This is a genomic window from Ectopseudomonas oleovorans (assembly GCF_003052605.1).
Lineage (GTDB): Bacteria > Pseudomonadota > Gammaproteobacteria > Pseudomonadales > Pseudomonadaceae > Aquipseudomonas > Aquipseudomonas oleovorans_A.
Window position 1 is genome coordinate 1 of sequence record NZ_QASO01000084.1, and the last position, 16,474, is coordinate 16,474.

Below are 16,474 nucleotides of genomic sequence, written 5' to 3' on the forward strand. Positions count from 1 at the left end.
AAACTCCGAGGGCCGGTCTGGGCGCTTAGCTACCGCAGGCGACACATCAACGGAACCAAGCTCACTGATGCTGTTTGTCAGTAGGCAGGAACCGCCGTATACGGAGCCGTACGTACGGTGGTGTGGGAGGACGGCGGGGGTGACCCCGCCTCCTACCCGATTCTGCCGCAGGCTTTTTACTTCTGCAGCCACTGGCCGTTCAGCTGGATGTACTGGCCCTTGGGCGTGCGCTCGATGGCCTTCTTGCCGGCAATGGCTTCCACGTCGCTCAGGCTGATGCCATTGTCCTTGGCCACCTTCTGGTATTCGGCGCGGCGCGCCTGGTTGATCAGGCGGGCAATTTCTTCGGCCTGGCCGCCAGGCTTGACCACGCCCAGGTAGCCGTTGGGTTGCTCGCCGAGCTGGCCGCTGGCCTTGGCGTCGCCCAGGGCACTCATGGCCTGGTTGAGGTTCAGTGCGTATGCCGGCAGGCTCAGGCTCAATGCCAGCAGCAGGGTCGAAATGTATCGAATCATCGTCTCTCTCCGTAGAACCTGTGCGGCAGGCTCAAAACAGACCACTGTCTTCGTTGAATACACTGTCCAGCGCCTTGTCCACCTTGATGTAGATTTCGTGCTCGACCTTGACGTTCAGGTTGATGTTGATCGGCTCGTTCGGCATCGCCAGTTGTACCGTCGGGGTACAGGCCTGGCACAGCAGCCCCAGGCTCAGGACTGCGAGGAGGCGGTACTTGCGCATGGCGCTACTCCTTTGGCTCTTGGGGGACACGCTGGCGCATCCATTGCTGAATCCGTTGCTGGATGATGCCACTGACCTTGTCGGTCAGCTGCAGGCTGGCCAGCAAGGCCGGGATGTCTTCTTCCAGATTGATGTTGAAATGGATGGGCCTGCCTTTCTCTATGGCCGGGTTCTGTCCATGCAGGCGCATGCCCAGCCGCAGTGTGCCGGACTGATCATAGTCGACGCTACTGCTGAGCAGATCGTAGTGGAAGTCTTCCAGCGCGTCGGTGACCAGCTTCATGCCCGGGTTGGCCTGACCCATGGCGCGGATGCGCGGTGAATGAAAACGCAGCTGCCCACCCGGGGGCCTGGCTTCGATCAGGCCCTGTTCGATACTGATGGCGCCAGCCAGGCGCAGCGGCAGGGTGCCGTCGATCAGCCCGCTACCGGCCAACCCTTCGGCTGGGTAGACGCGAAACAGCTCTTGCAGATCCAGGTCACTGAGCCGCAGGGGCAGCAGATGGCTGGGTTGTTCCAGTGCCCAGGTCGCCGGTGCCAGGCTCAGGCTACCGCCGAGAATGCCCAGTTCGGCGCGCTGGTGGGTCAGGCTGCCTGCCAGTGGTCGTTGCAGGCTGGCCTGGTAGCTGGCCTGCAGCCGCAGGGGGCCGAGCTCGATGCCGGGATCGAGCTGCTTGGCACTCAACTGAGGCAGGTCGAGGCGAAGTCGGTCGCCGTTCAGCTGCAGCCGCAGTTCGGCATCGAGACCGCTCAGGGTGGTGCGGTCATAGATGCCGGCCAGGCCCTTGCCGGTCAGGCTGGCCTTGAGTTGCAGGGGCTTGCCGCTGGGCAGGTTGAGGCTGGCGTTGCCCTGAATACGGCCGTTTTCCAAGGTCATTAGCGGCGGCCAGTCGGCCAGGGTTTGTGCCAGTGGGTTGCCGGCGCGCAGGAACAGCTCGTCCAGGGTGGCATTCAGGTTCAGCGCGCTGGTCGTGTTGTCCAGACGCAGGGCCATGCTCAGGCCTGAATCGGCCAGTAGTGCGCCGTCGAGGGCCTGGCTGCCATTGTCGGCGTTGATGCGTCCCTGCCATTGCCAGCCCTGGGCCTGCAATTGTGGATGGTGCAGGCGTTGGATGCGCAGGCCCAGCGGGCCGGACAGGGTCGGTGTGCTTGGGGGGCCGCTCAGGGTGATGCCGGCCAGCGTCGCTTGAGCTTGCTGCAGGTCAAGCTCGGCGCCGCGCAGGCGCTGGACGTCGAGGCGCGAGCTGTCGGCCAGGCTGAGCTGCACCTGCTGCTGCGTGACGTTGCCTTTGAGGCCAAGGCTCAGATGCAGGTCATCGAGACGGCTGTCAGCCAGGTCCATGCGTTTGCTGCGCGCTTCGAGCTGCAGGTGTCGAACGTCGAGTGCCCAGTCGGAGGATTGGTGCAGGGCAAGCTCGGCATCTGCCTGCAGTTCCAGCGGGCCGTGGCCGCTGACGTTCAACAGCAGGGCCAGCGCCTCATTGGCAGCGCCATCCAGAGGCGCGAGGTGCAGTTGCAATTGCTGTGGCCGCAGGCCGCTCGGCAGCGACGCCAGCCAAGGCGCGTTCTGCGTGGCGAGCTGCAGTTGGGCGTTCAAACGCCGGGCCTGCCATCTGCCCAGGGTATTGCTGAGATCGAGCGCCAGCTCACCGCTGACCAGGCCGACGCCGGGAAGCGGCCAAGGCTGCGGTAGCTGCGCATCGACCCGCAGCCACCCGGAGGTGGCCAGCAGTTCGCTGAACGTAGGGGGGATCTGCGGTACCTGCAACTGCCACTGGGCGTTCATCCCGGCCTGTCGGGGCGTGGCTGGCAGAGCGTCAGCCTCGAGTAGCGTCCATTCGCTCAGCCATTCGGCGAGCCAGGCCATATCCTGCAGCGCGGTAACCTCAAGCTCGCCGCTCCATTGCAGGGCATCGGCCTGAGCCTGCAAGTTGCTATGCAGGGCGATCTGCGGTTGATCATCGAGATGCAGGTTCAACTGCAGCTGTCGCGGGCTGTTCAGCTCACTGCCCAGCCCCTGCAGTTGTGCTTGCAACTTCGCCTTGTGGGCTGCGCGCAACAGCAGCGTATGCAACTGCAGGGTATCGTCCAGCAGTCGTAGGTCGACGTCGCCCTGCAGTGTGCAGCGGCCGCTGGCGCAGGGCAGTTGCGCTTGGGCGTTGCGCAGTTCGATGTGCCGTGGAAGCCATGGCAGGGCATTGCTCAGGGTTTCCAGGAGTCCGGTCAGATCGCTGTCGCTCGGGCTTTCGGATTCTCCCTGCGCGGGCTGCCACGACAGGCGCAGGTCCTGCGCAACCAGGCGGTAGCGAGGCACCTCACTGGCCAGCCAGTAGAGTTGCAACTGGCCGCTTTGCACCAGCAGCTCGCCGTCACTACGTTGTACCAGGCTTGCATCCTGGAACTGCAAGCCTCGCCAGGAAAGGCTAAGCCGCTGCCAGTCCAGCACGATGCGCTGCTCCTCGAACAGTTGCTGCACGCGGTAGCCGACATAGCAGGCCAGTAGCGACAGCAGCGCCAGTATCGCTACACAGGTGCTCAGCCAGAAACGCCGGCGACTCATGAGTGTTCCTTGCTCGGTGCGGTCCACTGGACGGTACCCCATGCTCGAGTGGGTGCCAAGCGGCTTTCCGTGCTATTGTGTATTTACAGCTTTCAATATTTATTTTGTCGTAAACGAGCGAAGGAGGATGTGATGAGTGCTGTGACTCGCTCTCAGCCCGATGCCGATGCGGTACTGGCTAAAGCCCTGCTCAATACCCGTGAGCAACTGGGGCTGACGCAGCAGGAGCTGGCCGACATCGTTGGCGTCCATCGCAGTGCCATCAGCCGCTGGAGTGAGCAGGGTGGTTTGCGTCCGCAGAGCAAGACCGGCGAGCTGGCGCTGTTGCTGATACGCGCCTATCGCGCGCTGTTTGCCCTGTTTGGCGGCAATCAGCAGGACATGCGCCATTTTCTGCGCACCGAAAATCGCCATCTGGCAGGTATTCCGCTGCAGCAGATGAGTCAGGTGCAGGGGCTGGTGCGTGTTGTCGAGTATCTGGACGCCATTCGCGGCAAGGTCTGAGAGCCTGCTCAAAGCCTGCTGCGCGTCGGCCCTGCTGGGTTAAAAGCAGGCTCTAGCAGGCTCCACGCTTAGGAGTGATCGCCATGGATATCTGGCAACTATGCGACGGCGAGCGACAGGTGCGACCGCTGCGCGGCAAGCTGTTGCGCATGGTGGAGAGCCAGGCCCAGGTTGCGACCCTGCAACTGGTGGATAACCTGGCCGAGCAGACCCTGCTCGAGGAACTGCTCGAGAGCAGCAAGCCGCCGCTGCCTGAAGCCGCCGAGCCGTTGCACTACCTGCTGAAGACGCCGTTTCGTTATCCGCCGCTGCGTTGGGGCTCGCGCTTCGGCCGCGTGCACGAACCCAGCCTGTTCTACGCCGCTCAGCGTCTGCAAACGGCGATGGCCGAGGCCGCCTACTACCGTTTCGTATTGTGGAATGGCATGGTCGTGCCGCCGCCCAGTGGCCGCATCCTCTCCGAGCATTCGACCTTCGAGGCGCGTTACCGCGTCGAGCACGGTATCCAGTTGCAACAGTCGCCTTTCGCTCAACATGACGCACTGTTGGCTCACCCCAGTGATTACAGCGTGCCTCAGCGTCTCGGTACGTCGATGCGCGCGGCGGGCATTCAGGCTTTCGAGTACCGCTCGGCACGCTGTCCTGACGGTGGCAGCAATGTGGCGCTCTACGTGCCGGCTGCGTTCGTGGAGAAGCGTCCGCGTAATCTGACGGCCTGGTTGTGTGAAACCACGAGCGAGTACGTGGCGTTCAAGCATGCGCAAACGCCGGATCAACCACGGCTGTTTCACTGGGAGCAGTTTCTGGTGCAGGGGCAATTGCCGCACCCCGCGTAACGCCTGCGCTGGCGCGTCAGATGCCCCGAAACAGAGCGCTGCGCGGATCTGTCGCAGGGAGTTGTGCACAATGCTGAAGCAGGCTGTCACATCACTGTCAGAAACGCCGCTAACCGCTTGATTTTCCGTGGTTGATTTTTAAGTCAATGAAAAATATGCACTTTTTCCATTGGTGAAAAAATCGACAGTTTGACTGCGAGCCCCATGGCATCAGGCCTGTGAGTTCTTTCGCCCAAGTTGTGCACGGAGTTATCCACAGCTTCTGTGGATTGTGAGGAAACTCTTTCTGGCAGCCGCAATCGATCTGGCAGGCAAGACTTTACCTTCGAGAAAAAAGGAGTAGAGTGGCGCGCCCCGGCAGTCACCCCCCTTTATTTATGCCTCGCGCCTTGCCTTCTTCATCCCCTGCAACTCGTTCCGGTTCTTCTCGTCTGCCCATGCGCGTTGCGCTGTGGCTGCTCGACAGTCCGCGTCTGGGACAAACACCGAGCGTCAAACGCATCGCCGGCAACCTGCTCAAGCAGCCTGCCCGCAAAGGCTGTGTGCAGGCACAAAGTCGGTTGGGCCAATTGCTCTGTCGCGACTGCGGTAATACCCGTGATCGCCGTATCGGTTATGAACTGCTACGCCAGGCTGCCCGCGCAGGCGATCGCAGTGCTCAGCTGGAGCTGGAGCGTCTGTCGCGCTGATTGCGTGCTGACCCCGTGTAAATCGCCGGCGGGTATACTGCACGGCGGTCAAACATGGAGCGTCTATGCCAATCGATCCCTTCTCTCTCGCCATCGGCACCGTCGTTGCGCTGGTTCCGTTATTGGCCGGCCTTTGGTCCTTGCAGCGCCGGCTGGCTCGCGCGCAAGGCGAGCAGGCGCTGTTGCAGGAACGCCTGGAGCATGCGCAACTGAGCCAGGCCGGTTTGCTGGCGCAACTCGATGATTGTCGCGCCGAGTTGGCCGAGGTCAGCGAGATCAAGGTGGAGCAGCAAACCGAGTTGGCCGGTTTGCGCCGTGAGAACGAGCTGCTGCAGCAGGAGCGGCAGATTGCCCGCGAGGCCGCGCAGTCGTGGAATCAGCAGCGCGAACGTAACGAAGCTGAACTGCGTCGGCTCACCGCCGAGTGTGCGGCGCTGGCTGCCGAGTTGCAGGAAAATCGCGATAACCAGCAACAGCGCCTCGATGATCTGCAGGGCGCGCGCAACGAGCTGCGCGCCCAGTTCTCCGAACTGGCGACGAAGATCTTCGATGAGCGCGAGCAGCGCTTCGCCGAGACCAGCCAGCAGCGTCTCGGCCAGTTGCTCGACCCACTTAAGGAGCGGATCCAGGCATTCGAGAAGCGCGTCGACGAAAGTTATCAGCAAGAAGCGCGTGAGCGTTTTTCCCTGAGCAAGGAGTTGGAGCGTCTGCAGCAGCTCAACCAACGCCTGGGCGACGAGGCGACCAATCTGACCCGCGCGCTCAAGGGCCAGAAGACTCAGGGCAACTGGGGCGAGTTGGTGCTGGAGCGAGTGCTGGAGCATGCCGGCCTGGAGAAGGGGCGCGAGTATCACACTCAGGTCAGCCTCAAGGGCGCTGGTGGCGAGCGCTTTCAGCCTGACGTTCTCATCCGCCTGCCGGGCGACAGGCAGGTGATTGTCGATGCCAAGGTCAGCCTCAGCGCATACCAGCAGTATGTCGCGGCTGCGGACGAGCCGGTCCGCCAGCAGGCGCTCAAGCAACACCTGATCTCTCTGCGCAGTCACCTCAAGGGCCTCTCCGGCAAGGATTACCAGCGCCTCGAAGGTCTGCACAGCCTGGATTTCGTCCTGCTCTTCGTGCCCATCGAGGCGGCCTTCGCTGCGGCGTTGCAGGCCGAGCCGGACCTGTTCCGGGAGGCCTTCGAGCAGCAGGTGGTGATCGTCAGCCCGACTACCTTGCTGGCTACCCTGCGGGTGATCGACAGCCTCTGGCGTCAGGAGCGGCAGGGCCAGAATGCGCGCGAGATCGCCGAGCGTGCCGGCCAGCTGTACGACAAGTTCGTTGCCTTTGTCGCCGATCTGGACGAGATGGGCAGCCGTCTGCAGCAATTGGACAAGGCTTACGCCAGTGCCCGTAACAAGCTGGTGGACGGTCGCGGCAACCTCATTGGCCGTGTGGAAAACCTCAAGCTGCTGGGCGCGCGCGCAAGCAAGAGTCTGCCAGGCGAGTTGCTCGAGCGCTCTGCCGATCTGCCGGCGCTGGACGAACTGGGCGAGTGAGCGACGTCTACCCGCTAGCGCAGGGGCGCTTGCTCGGGTTGTGTGCGAGGACGGGCCTGCTCCAGTCTGCTGACGTAGCCGCGCAGCCAGCCGGCCAGGGCGGTCGGTTCGGCCAGCAGTTGCCAGTGCCCGGCGCAGACTTCGCGGCGGCTCAGCAGCGGCGCCCAGCGCTGCAGGTCGGCGAACAGTTGCGGGCGTACGAAGCGGTCGCTCAGCGGCACGATCAGTTGCACTGGCACGTGGGTGCTGCGTGAGCGCGGCCTGAGCAGGCTGCGTATGAAATTGGCACGATACAGCTGCACACCACGCATGCCATCACTGCGCTGCGTAGGGCTCGCTGGCAGATTGCCTACACCTTCGAGGCGGCGCAGCAGCCAGGGCCAGGTGCGATCCAGGCCCAGACGCCAGCACAACTCCGGCAACAGTGGGGTGTGGAAGAGGGCGATGTACCAGGAGCTGAGCAGTTGTCCGAGCGCCTGCCACAGCGCTTTGGGGCGGCGCAGGGTGAGGCGCTCGCGCAGCCAGTGGCCGACGTGGTCGAGACAAGGGCCGGAGATGCTGGTGTAGGAGGCCAGCAGCGGCTGGGTGCGCGGCTCGGTTACTGCCTCCCAGCTCTGGATTGAGCCCCAGTCGTGGGCGACCAGGTGCACCGGGCGATCCGGGCTGGTGGCATGCACCACCGCTTCCAGATCGCGCGCCAGCTGTTCCAGGCGGTAGTCGCGCAGGTGCTGCGGCACCTGCGAGGCGCCGCAGCCGCGCACGTCGTAGGCGACGATGCGATAGTCGGCCGCCAGCTCGCGGATCAGCGGTAGCCAGATTTCGTGACTGTCCGGATAGCCGTGCACCAGCAGCAGGGTCGGCGCGTCAGCCTTGTCCCAGACATAGGTGCGCAGGCGCAGGCCGTCGCTATCCACGTCCAACTGCCGAGGTGACAGTTCATCCCGCGACAGTGGCGCGTTCATCGCAGGAAACTAAATGGTCGGGCGAACAGGAACATGGCTGGCTCCACGAATGACGATTGCATCGCTCGGTATAAGAGCCATTGTTGAGTGCTGGCTTGCCCTGGTGGGCTGGCGTTACGAAAGTGCCAGTAACCTCTGGGCCGTTCTGAAAACAGCGTTTGGGGCGATCCTGGAAGGTTTCGTGTAGCGCCAGTGCCTGGCAAGTCCAGTCCTTGGTTGGGGCTCCCGAATGCAGGGTCGCCGCGAGTCGCGAAACCGTGCGAACGTGTCCGGCCGTTGCTACCGGCTTGCTGCCGCGCTGAAGTGCCGGGCATTCGCTGGCGTTGCGTCCGCACCAGCGATGGCGCCTGGTGCGCCAATATCGGTGGGAGCCTCGCGGTAGAGGTGGCAAACCTTCAGCAGTGGTCTCGCTCTGCGGAAACGTTCTGCCCCTAGCCGCGCAACACCAGATGACGGCTGAGCAGGGCACGCAGGGCGGCCGGCTTGACCGGCTTGGGCAGGTAGTCGAGGCCGGCGGCGTGCACTTCGGCAACCAGCTCCGGGCGACCGTCAGCGCTGATCACCACGCCCGGCACCGGTTCGCCCAGGCGCGTGCGCAGCCAGGCCATCAGCTCGGTACCGGTTTCGCCCTCGTCGAGGTGGTAGTCGACCAGCGCCAGTTGCGGGTGCACATCTTCGCTCAGCAGGTGCTCGCACTCCAGACGATTGCGCGCCGTCCACACCTGGCAGCCCCAGCGTGACAGCAGGCTGTACATGCCGGTGAGGATGCTGTCTTCGTTGTCGATGCAGATTACCTGGGTGCCCTGCAGGGGTTGGCCATCCACTGCCGGTACGACTGGGCCTTGCGGCTTCGGCGCCGGTTTTCTCGCCAGCGGCACGCTGACGCTGAACACGCTGCCTTTGCCTGGCCAGGAACGCACTTCCAGGCGGTGGGCGAGCACGCGGCAGAGGCCGTCGGCGATCGCCAGGCCCAGGCCCAGGCCCTTCTCGGCGCGGGTCTGGTGGCTGTCGAGGCGTTTGAATTCCTCGAAGATCACCTTGCGCTTGTCCTCGGGGATGCCGGCGCCGCGGTCCCACACCTCCAGGCGCAGGTGGTCACCCTCGCGGCGTACGCCGAGCACCACGCGGCCCTTGGCATAGCGGAAGGCGTTGGTCAGGAAGTTCTGCAGGATGCGCCGCAGCAGCTTGCTGTCGCTGTCGACCCACTGCTTGCTGCCGCGCACGCGCAGGTCGATGCCCTGTTCGGCGGCCAGCACGCCGAACTCGGCGGCGAGGGTGTCGAACAGGCTGGAGAGGGCGAAGGGGTGGCGATCCGGAGCGATGCGGCCGTTCTCCAGGCGCGAGATGTCCAGCAGGTCGGTGATCAGGTCCTCGGCCGAACGCAGCGAGCTGTCCAGGTGGCGCACCAGTTCCTGCGCCTCGCTCGGCAACGCTTCGTCCTGGTGGGCCAGCGCCGCGGAGAACAGCCGCGCGGCGTTGAGCGGCTGCATCAGGTCGTGGCTGACCGCGGCGAGAAAGCGTGTCTTCGACTGGTTGGCGGCCTCGGCGTGGGCCTTGGCCTCGGTCAGCGCCTGGTTCAGTTTGGACAGCTCCTGGGTGCGTTCCGCGACTCGCCGCTCCAGGCTTTCGTTGGCATCCTTGAGCGCTCGCTCGGCCTCGCGGAACTCGGTGATGTCGGTGAAACTCATGACGAAGCCGCCGCCGGGCATGGGGTTGCCGATCAGCTCGATCACCCGGCCGTTGGGGAATACCCGCTCATAGCTGTGCGCGGTGCCCTGGCGCATCCAGTACAGGCGCTTGGCGACGTTCTCCTCGACGTCGCCGCCGCCGAGCATGCCGCGTTCGGCATTGAAGCGGATGATCTCGGCAATCGGCCGGCCGACGTAGATCAGCCCCTCGGGGTACTCGAACAGCTCCAGGTAGCGGTGATTCCAGGCCACCAGGCGCAGGTTCTGGTCGACCACGCTGATGCCCTGGGTGATGTTCTCGATCGCCCCCTGCAGCAGGGCGCGGTTGAACTGCAGCACCTCGGACGCCTCATCGACGATGCGCACCACGTCCTCGACCTGCATCTCGCGGCCTTCGATGGCGGCCTTGACCACCGCGCGGGTGCTGGAGGCGCCGAGCACGCCGGCGAGCAGGCGCTCGGTATGGGCGATCCACTCGCTGTTGGCCGGCTGGTTGGGCTCGAAGCCCTTGCTCGGGTTCTGTTGGTAGGCGAAGCGGATAAAGCTCTTGCGCGCTCGCTCCTCGCCGACGAAGCGGCTGGCGAGCAGCAGCAGATCCTCCACCTGCACCGCCAACAGGCTGCGACTGCTGGGTTTGGTACCCAGGTCGTGGCCGATGAAGCGCCCGGCCTGCCAGTGCTCCGACACCCGGGTGCGGGAGAACCAGGAGACCCAGGCGAACAGCAGCATATTGCCGGCCAGCGACAGCACCACGCCGCGGGTCAGCGGGTCGACCTGCAGGCCGATGGGGGCGTAGAGCAGGGTGGTCAGGCCGGGGAAGCTCTCCAGCGACCAGCCCATGCCACGTGCCGCCAGTGGCAGGACCAGGGTGTAGAACCAGAGCATGGCACCGAAGATCAGGCCGGCGAACACGCCGCGGCGGTTGGCCTGTTTCCACACCAGCGCGCCGAACATGGCCGGTGCCAGCTGACCGATGGCGGCGAACGAGACCTGGCCAATGGTTGCCAGGCTGGTGCCCTCACCGAGCAGGCGATAGCAGACGTAGGCCAGCAGCAGGATCAGCACGATGCTGACCCGCCGCGCGGTGAGCATCCAGTGGCGGAAGGCCTCGAACGGCCGCTCGGTGCTCTGCCGGCGCAGCAGCCAGGGCAGCAGCATGTCGTTGGAGATCATGGTCGACAAGGCGACGGACGCGACTATCACCATGCCGGTGGCGGCCGAGGCGCCGCCGATAAAGGCCAGCACCGCCAGACTTGGATGGGCTTCGGCCAGCGGCAGGCTGATGACGAAGGAGTCCGGTGTCACGCCTGCCGGCAGCAGCATCTGCCCGGCGAGGGCGATGGGCACGACGAACAACGCAGCCAGCATCAGGTAGGCGGGGAATACCCAGCGCGCCAGGCGCAGGTCCTTGGGTTCGATGTTCTCCACCACGGTGACGTGGAACTGCCGCGGCAGACAGATGATGGCGATCATCGCCATGCCGGTCTGCACCAGCATCGCCGGCCAGTTCACCGCCTCGTTCCAGAAGGCGTCCAGCTCGGCGGTGTTGTGTGCCTGTTCGAGCAGGTCGTGGAAGCCGTTGTACAGGCCGAAGGTGACGAAGGCACCAACGGCGAGGAAGGCCAGCAACTTGACCAGCGACTCGAAGGCAATCGCCAGCACCATGCCGCGATGGTGCTCGGTGACGTCGAGGTTGCGGGTGCCGAACAGAATGGTGAACAACGCCAGAGCCAGTGACACGATCAGCGCGGTGTCCTGAGCGCTGGTGCCGGTGTCCTGGGCATGTACACCGATCAGCAGATTGACGCCGAGCACGATGCCCTTGAGCTGCAGGGCGATGTAGGGGAGCACGCCGACCAGGCAGATCAGCGCCACCACGATGGCCAGCGACTGCGACTTGCCGTAGCGCGCGGCGATGAAGTCGGCGATGGAGGTGATGTTCTCCTGTTTGCTGATCATCACCATCTTCTGCAGCACCCAGGGCATGGTCAGCAGCAGGATGATCGGACCGAGGTAGATCGGCAGGAACGACCACAGTTGTTCGGCTGCCTGGCCGACGGCGCCGAAGAAGGTCCAACTGGTGCAGTAAACGGCCAGCGACAGCGAGTACACCCAGGCACGGATCTTCGGCGGCATGGGCGTGCTGCGGCGGTCACCATAGAAGGCGATGGCGAAAAGAATGGCCATGTAGATCAGGGCGACCGCGGCGATCAACCCGGGGGACAGCGACATGCAGACTCCGAAACGCACAGTGAAACGAAATGAGCCTGGCCGCCGAGGCGAGGCCGATGTTGATCAGTGTTGCACAAAGCCGGGCGCTGTCGGCTGCGACCAAGGTCGCAGCCAAGCAGACGTGCTTTGCGACGGGACTCGATTGTGCAGCAGCGCAGGGGCTGATAGCTTGGCGCGTTTGCGATTCTGCCCAAGGAAGGACCCTGAGGAGGCTCTATGTTCAAGCCGCAGCTGGTGACTTTGCAACGTGGCGCTCTGCGCCTGGAACCGCTCTCTGACGCCGATATCCCCGCGCTGGTGGCGCTGGCCGAAGCCAATCGCGAGGAGCTGCTGTACATGAGCGGTACTCAGCGACTGGACTGGTACCGCAGCGCCCTGGCCGATATGCGCGAGCAGCGGGCACTGCCGTTCGTCATTCGTCTGGGTAACGAGTGGGTAGGCACCACCCGCTTCGCCGACTTCATGAACCCCCTGCCGGCCTGTGAAATCGGCTGGACCTGGCTCGACCGCAATCAGCATGGCAGCGGGTTGAACACCAGCATCAAGTACTTGATGCTCAAGCACGCTTTCGAAAATTGGGGCATGGTTCGCGTGCAACTGAAAACTGCCGCCAGCAACCTGCGTTCGCAACGCGCCATCGAGAAGCTTGGTGCCGTTCGTGAAGGGTTGCTGCGCAACCATCGCCGTCTGGCTGATGGCCGACTCGATGACACCGTGCTGTACAGCATCACCGACCTGGAATGGCCGGCGCTGCGTGGGGCCATGGAGGCGGGCTTCAACGCCTGAGCCTGATGCACAGTCGCGAGCAGACCCGCTTCTGGCAAGCTTCCGCATTGAGCGGCGTCGAGCTGTTGCAGGCGCGCTACCTTGAACAGCGCTTCGCGCCCCACGTGCATGAAGGTTTCGTGTTCACCGTGATCGAGCATGGCGCCCAGCGCTTTCGTCATCGCGGTTGTGATCATCTGGCCCCACAGGGCAGCATGGTGCTGATCAACCCGGACGAAGTGCACACCGGCTCCAAGGCGCACGAAGACGGTTGGCGCTATCGCGGTTTCTATCCCGACAACGCCCAGGTTCTGGGGGCGCTGCAGGAGCTGGGTCTGGCCAAGGCTGGCATGCCGTCGTTTGCCTTCAGTGTGCTGCATGATCCACGTTTGCACGCGGCCTTTCTGCAACTGCACCAACTGCTCGAGGGCGGCGCCGAGGCACTGCAGCAGCAACTGGCCTGGCGTGAGGCAATGCTGCTGCTGTTTCAGCACCATGCGCAGCTTGCCGAACCACCTGCGCCTGGGCGTGAGCCCTGGGCAGTGGCTTGTGCCAAGCAGATGCTCGCCGAGCGGCTGATCGAGCCGCCCTCGCTGGAGGAACTGGCGGCTGCGGTCAATCTTTCACCGTTTCATTTCGCTCGAGTGTTCCGCCGCGAGACCGGCTTGCCACCGCATGCCTGGCTCAAGCAACGGCGCCTGGAGCAGGCGCGGGCGTTGCTCAAGACGGGCTGCACGGCGGTCGCTGTGGCCATGCAGTTGGGCTTCGCTGATCAGAGCCACTTGTCGCGACAGTTCAAGCAGGTTTATGGCGTGAGCCCTGGCGAATATCGCAGTGCGGTGGCCCGGAGCTGACAGCAGGCAAAAAGGACCAGGCATGAAAAAGCCGGCGCTCCTTATCGGGGCGCCGGCTTTTTCAGCCCGTTATGTCGATCAGAACTCGTGATCGGCGGTGTCCGGGTTCAGGTCGCTGATGCCCAGCTTGCCCGCAGCCTGCTCGATGGCGCCGGTCTGCTTGACCAGGGCAGCGATGGCGTCACGCACCAGTTGCTGGCCTTCGGCATTGCCTTCCGCGATCAATTGATCGAAGTGCACGTTGTTCTTCTCGGCGCTGTCGACCAGTGCCTGCAGCTTGGCTTCGGTTTCCTGCAGGTCGGCCTTGAGCGTGGCGTCGGCCTGGGCGTCAGCCTTGGCCACCAGCTCGGACAGGCTCGGGCCGGTCAGGGTGCTGCCGTCGACCTTCTTGTACTCGCCCAGGTAGACATTACGAATGCCTTTGCCGTTGTAGAAGTGCGAGTTGTGGGTGTTGTCGCTGAAGCAGTCATGCTCGTCTTCGGTGGAGTTGGCTTCCAGTGCGACCTTCATGCGCTCGCCCGCCAGTTCGCCGAGCGACAGGCTGCCCATGCCGAACAGCATCTTGCGCAGACCGTTGTCGGCCGAATCGGCGACCAGCTCGCTGCGGTAGTTGCCTTCCACGCCGTCTTTCCACTGTTCGACCATTTCATCCAGATCGCTGACCAGCAGGTCGGTGGCTGCTTTCAGGTAAGTGCGACGACGCTCGTTGTGGCCACCGGTGGCGCCTTCGCCGACCAGGTAGTCGGTGTAGGGGCGCTCGCCGGCGCCAGGGTTGGTGCCGTTCAGGTCCTGGCCCCAGAGGAGGAATTCGATGGCGTGGTAGCCAGTGGCAACGTTGGCTTCGGAACCGCCCAGCTCGTTCAGGCTGGCCAGCAGCTCGCCGGTGATTTCGCTGACATCGATCTTGTCTTCACCCACCTGGATCTCGGTGTTGGCGATGATGTTGGCTTGCGCGCCCGGGTTACCCAGGGCGTGCTGGTAGTCCTCGGCCACGTAGTCGATCAGGCCTTCGTCCAGCGGCCAGGCGTTGAGCTGACCTTCCCACTCGTCGACCACCGGGTTACCGAAACGGAACACTTCGGTCTGCATGTACGGCACGCGGGCGGCCAGCCAGGCTTCACGGGCGGCTTTCAGGGTCGCTTCGCTCGGATCGGCGAGCAGCGCATCGACTGCAGCCTGCAGTGCCTTGCCGGTGCTCGCGGCGTCGCTGAACACGGCCAGAGCCAGATCGGCGTAATGATTGACCACGGCCTTCGCCGCTGCCTCGTCGACCTTAGCCGCGGTGGCTGGAGCCGCGCTCTCGGTGGCGGCGGCAGGCGCTGCAGCCTGGGTGGCAGGGGCTTTGTCTTCGCCGCAGCCAGCGAGAGAAATGGCGATGGCCAGCAGGCTGGCGGAGGCCAGGGGCATACGAATCATGGCGGGGTCCTTTGCATGTACGAAATATGAGTGGTACTCGGTAGTACCTGAAAAACTGCAACATAATGCAAATGTTTCGCATTATGTGTAAAGGCCATTATTCATCCCTGTGCAGGATATCGCTGCCCAAGGCCATCGCTGCCGCTAGAATGCCAGCACCTGATACGCAGTTCTGCATGGAGAAAGCTGCATGAGCCTGACCGCCGTGATCGTTATCGTCGTCCTCGTCCTGCTCGGCGCCTACGCGGTGTCCCTCTACAACGGCCTGGTGCGCCTCAAGCATGGAGTGAGCAAGGCCTGGTCGAACATCGACGTGCTGCTCAAGCAGCGTCATGACGAATTGCCCAAGCTGGTGGAAACCTGCAAGCAATACATGCAGTACGAAGGCTCGACTCTGGAGCGGGTCATCGCCGCACGTAGCGCCGTGGCCAGCGCCCGCGAGCAGCAGGATGTCAGTGCCCTGGGCAAGGCCGAGAGTGGCCTGCGTGCCGGCCTCGGCCAGCTGTTCGCACTGGCCGAGAACTACCCTGAGCTGAAAGCCAACGACAGCTTTCAGCACCTGCAGCAGCGCATCAGCGGATTGGAAAACGGTATCGCCGATCGCCGCGAGCTCTATAACGAGGCGGTCAACCTCAACAATGTGCGTATCGAGCAGTTCCCCGACGTGATCATCGCGCGCATGTTCAACTTCCCGGCTGCCGAATTGCTGGTGTTCAGCGATGCGGAAAAAGCCGATGTAGATATGAAGTCGCTATTCAATTGAGCGTCAGCCGATGATGCAGGCGGACCCTTTCGGCTTCTTCTTCACCCTGACGCTGACCCTCAGCGCATGCCTGGGCGGCGCCTGGTGGTGCCTGCGGCGTTGGTCGCAGGCACGTCATCTGCTCGATACTCCCACCTCGAAGATCCGTTCTGCGGCGCAGGGTTATGTCGAACTCTATGGTGTACTCGAAGCGCTGCCTGACATGGAGATTCGCGGGCCGCTCACCGGCAAACCCTGCCTGTGGTGGCGCTTTCGTATCGAGGAATATCGCTCCAGTGGCAAGAAGCGCAGCTGGCGGGTGATCGAAAGTGGCACCAGTGATGCCTGGCTGCGCCTGGTCGATGGTACCGGCGAATGCCTGATCGACCCGCGTGGTGCCGAGATTCGTGCGGCGGTGCGTGACGTCTGGGAGGGTAACCTGCGGCACCCACTGGGTCCGGCCAAGACCGGATTGTTCGGTTTTCTCACCAGCGGCCAGCGCTATCGCTACAGCGAAGAACGCTTCCATGTCGGCCAGCCGCTGTATGCCATCGGTGATTTTCGCACTCGTGGCGCTGCGCAGCAGGGCTTCGACAGGCATGCCGCTCAGGGCGAAGTGATCCGCGAATGGAAGGGCGATTACGTTGGGCTGCTGCGGCGTTTCGACAGTGACGGCAACGGCGAGCTCGACGAGCAGGAATGGAATCGCGTGCGATTGGCGGCGCAACTGGAAGCCGAGGATCGCCACCGGCAAAAGGCGTCCGAGCCGGCGCGGCACCAGATGGCCAAGCCAGGTGAGCGCCAGCCGTTCATTCTCTCCAACAGCGGAGAGGACGAGCTGGCCCGCAGCTTCTACTGGCAGGCCGCCGGTGGCGCCGTACTGTGCCTGGCCGGCGCATTGGCCACGGCCTGGCTGCTGGGTGTGCAGCACTGGTGAGTTGGGTTTG

General features: G+C 63.8%; 14 protein-coding genes. 8 read left to right on the forward strand and 6 right to left on the reverse strand.

What is annotated here, in order from left to right:
- Positions 1 to 176: 176 nt before the first annotated feature.
- Genes DBO86_RS14110 through DBO86_RS14120 form a run of 3 tightly spaced genes read right to left on the reverse strand, consistent with a single transcriptional unit; the run spans position 177 to position 3,298 of the window.
- Positions 177 to 515: a YdbL family probable chaperone protein gene (locus DBO86_RS14110; RefSeq protein ID WP_003462591.1), complete on the reverse strand. Its 339-nt coding sequence runs from the start codon at positions 513 to 515 to the stop codon at positions 177 to 179.
- 31 nt (positions 516 to 546) lie between these two features.
- Positions 547 to 738, reverse strand: coding sequence for a YnbE family lipoprotein (locus DBO86_RS14115; protein WP_017675074.1), 192 nt, complete (start codon positions 736 to 738; stop codon positions 547 to 549).
- 4 nt (positions 739 to 742) lie between these two features.
- Entirely contained in the window at positions 743 to 3,298 is a 2,556-nt protein-coding gene (locus tag DBO86_RS14120) for an intermembrane phospholipid transport YdbH family protein (RefSeq protein WP_084340548.1), read from the reverse strand.
- 132 nt (positions 3,299 to 3,430) lie between these two features.
- Here DBO86_RS14120 and DBO86_RS14125 point away from each other — a divergent pair, with 132 nt between their 5' ends.
- The 4 genes from DBO86_RS14125 to DBO86_RS14140 all read left to right on the forward strand — a co-directional run bounded on the left by DBO86_RS14125 (position 3,431) and on the right by DBO86_RS14140 (position 6,868).
- On the forward strand, positions 3,431 to 3,802 hold the full coding sequence (locus tag DBO86_RS14125; protein ID WP_003462583.1) for an XRE family transcriptional regulator: 372 nt from the start codon (positions 3,431 to 3,433) through the stop codon (positions 3,800 to 3,802).
- Positions 3,803 to 3,885: 83 nt separating this feature from the next.
- On the forward strand, positions 3,886 to 4,638 hold the full coding sequence (locus tag DBO86_RS14130) for an RES family NAD+ phosphorylase (RefSeq protein ID WP_003462580.1): 753 nt from the start codon (positions 3,886 to 3,888) through the stop codon (positions 4,636 to 4,638).
- 437 nt (positions 4,639 to 5,075) lie between these two features.
- Entirely contained in the window at positions 5,076 to 5,327 is a 252-nt protein-coding gene (locus tag DBO86_RS14135; RefSeq protein WP_017675070.1) for an SEL1-like repeat protein, read from the forward strand.
- A 65-nt stretch (positions 5,328 to 5,392) separates the two neighbouring features.
- Positions 5,393 to 6,868 (forward strand): DNA recombination protein RmuC, encoded by a 1,476-nt coding sequence (locus tag DBO86_RS14140; RefSeq protein ID WP_074860042.1) that lies wholly within the window; start codon positions 5,393 to 5,395, stop codon positions 6,866 to 6,868.
- Between the two features lie 14 nt (positions 6,869 to 6,882).
- On the opposite strand, the gene DBO86_RS14145 is transcribed toward DBO86_RS14140, so the two are convergent.
- Complete coding sequence (locus tag DBO86_RS14145; protein WP_074860044.1) at positions 6,883 to 7,830, reverse strand: alpha/beta fold hydrolase; 948 nt, start codon at positions 7,828 to 7,830, stop codon at positions 6,883 to 6,885.
- A gap of 431 nt (positions 7,831 to 8,261) precedes the next feature.
- Positions 8,262 to 11,750 (reverse strand): hybrid sensor histidine kinase/response regulator, encoded by a 3,489-nt coding sequence (locus DBO86_RS14150; RefSeq protein ID WP_108233988.1) that lies wholly within the window; start codon positions 11,748 to 11,750, stop codon positions 8,262 to 8,264.
- A gap of 216 nt (positions 11,751 to 11,966) precedes the next feature.
- Here DBO86_RS14150 and DBO86_RS14155 point away from each other — a divergent pair, with 216 nt between their 5' ends.
- Positions 11,967 to 12,536 (forward strand): GNAT family N-acetyltransferase, encoded by a 570-nt coding sequence (locus tag DBO86_RS14155; protein WP_003462563.1) that lies wholly within the window; start codon positions 11,967 to 11,969, stop codon positions 12,534 to 12,536.
- A gap of 5 nt (positions 12,537 to 12,541) precedes the next feature.
- Positions 12,542 to 13,369 carry a helix-turn-helix transcriptional regulator gene (locus DBO86_RS14160; RefSeq protein WP_039964860.1) on the forward strand — a complete coding sequence of 276 codons (828 nt, stop codon included), beginning with the start codon at positions 12,542 to 12,544 and terminating at the stop codon, positions 13,367 to 13,369.
- A gap of 78 nt (positions 13,370 to 13,447) precedes the next feature.
- On the opposite strand, the gene DBO86_RS14165 is transcribed toward DBO86_RS14160, so the two are convergent.
- Positions 13,448 to 14,785 carry an imelysin family protein gene (locus tag DBO86_RS14165; RefSeq protein WP_108233989.1) on the reverse strand — a complete coding sequence of 446 codons (1,338 nt, stop codon included), beginning with the start codon at positions 14,783 to 14,785 and terminating at the stop codon, positions 13,448 to 13,450.
- Between the two features lie 190 nt (positions 14,786 to 14,975).
- Between DBO86_RS14165 and DBO86_RS14170 the strand changes: the two genes are divergently transcribed.
- Both DBO86_RS14170 and DBO86_RS14175 read left to right on the forward strand, forming a co-directional pair.
- A complete protein-coding gene (locus DBO86_RS14170) occupies positions 14,976 to 15,548 on the forward strand; it encodes a LemA family protein (protein WP_013716744.1) in 573 nt (190 codons plus the stop codon).
- Between the two features lie 10 nt (positions 15,549 to 15,558).
- Positions 15,559 to 16,464 (forward strand): GIDE domain-containing protein, encoded by a 906-nt coding sequence (locus tag DBO86_RS14175; protein WP_108233990.1) that lies wholly within the window; start codon positions 15,559 to 15,561, stop codon positions 16,462 to 16,464.
- Positions 16,465 to 16,474 lie beyond the last annotated feature (10 nt).

Bases quoted from the DNA above. Each gene is read 5' to 3' on its own strand.
- DBO86_RS14110 (WP_003462591.1), bottom strand. From the start codon at position 515: ATGATTCGATACATTTCGACCCTGCTGCTGGCATTGAGCCTGAGCCTG.
- DBO86_RS14115 (WP_017675074.1), bottom strand. From the start codon at position 738: ATGCGCAAGTACCGCCTCCTCGCAGTCCTGAGCCTGGGGCTGCTGTGC.
- DBO86_RS14120 (WP_084340548.1), bottom strand. From the start codon at position 3,298: ATGAGTCGCCGGCGTTTCTGGCTGAGCACCTGTGTAGCGATACTGGCG.
- DBO86_RS14125 (WP_003462583.1), top strand. From the start codon at position 3,431: ATGAGTGCTGTGACTCGCTCTCAGCCCGATGCCGATGCGGTACTGGCT.
- DBO86_RS14130 (WP_003462580.1), top strand. From the start codon at position 3,886: ATGGATATCTGGCAACTATGCGACGGCGAGCGACAGGTGCGACCGCTG.
- DBO86_RS14135 (WP_017675070.1), top strand. From the start codon at position 5,076: ATGCGCGTTGCGCTGTGGCTGCTCGACAGTCCGCGTCTGGGACAAACA.
- DBO86_RS14140 (WP_074860042.1), top strand. From the start codon at position 5,393: ATGCCAATCGATCCCTTCTCTCTCGCCATCGGCACCGTCGTTGCGCTG.
- DBO86_RS14145 (WP_074860044.1), bottom strand. From the start codon at position 7,830: ATGAACGCGCCACTGTCGCGGGATGAACTGTCACCTCGGCAGTTGGAC.
- DBO86_RS14150 (WP_108233988.1), bottom strand. From the start codon at position 11,750: ATGTCGCTGTCCCCCGGGTTGATCGCCGCGGTCGCCCTGATCTACATG.
- DBO86_RS14155 (WP_003462563.1), top strand. From the start codon at position 11,967: ATGTTCAAGCCGCAGCTGGTGACTTTGCAACGTGGCGCTCTGCGCCTG.
- DBO86_RS14160 (WP_039964860.1), top strand. From the start codon at position 12,542: ATGCACAGTCGCGAGCAGACCCGCTTCTGGCAAGCTTCCGCATTGAGC.
- DBO86_RS14165 (WP_108233989.1), bottom strand. From the start codon at position 14,785: ATGATTCGTATGCCCCTGGCCTCCGCCAGCCTGCTGGCCATCGCCATT.
- DBO86_RS14170 (WP_013716744.1), top strand. From the start codon at position 14,976: ATGAGCCTGACCGCCGTGATCGTTATCGTCGTCCTCGTCCTGCTCGGC.
- DBO86_RS14175 (WP_108233990.1), top strand. From the start codon at position 15,559: ATGATGCAGGCGGACCCTTTCGGCTTCTTCTTCACCCTGACGCTGACC.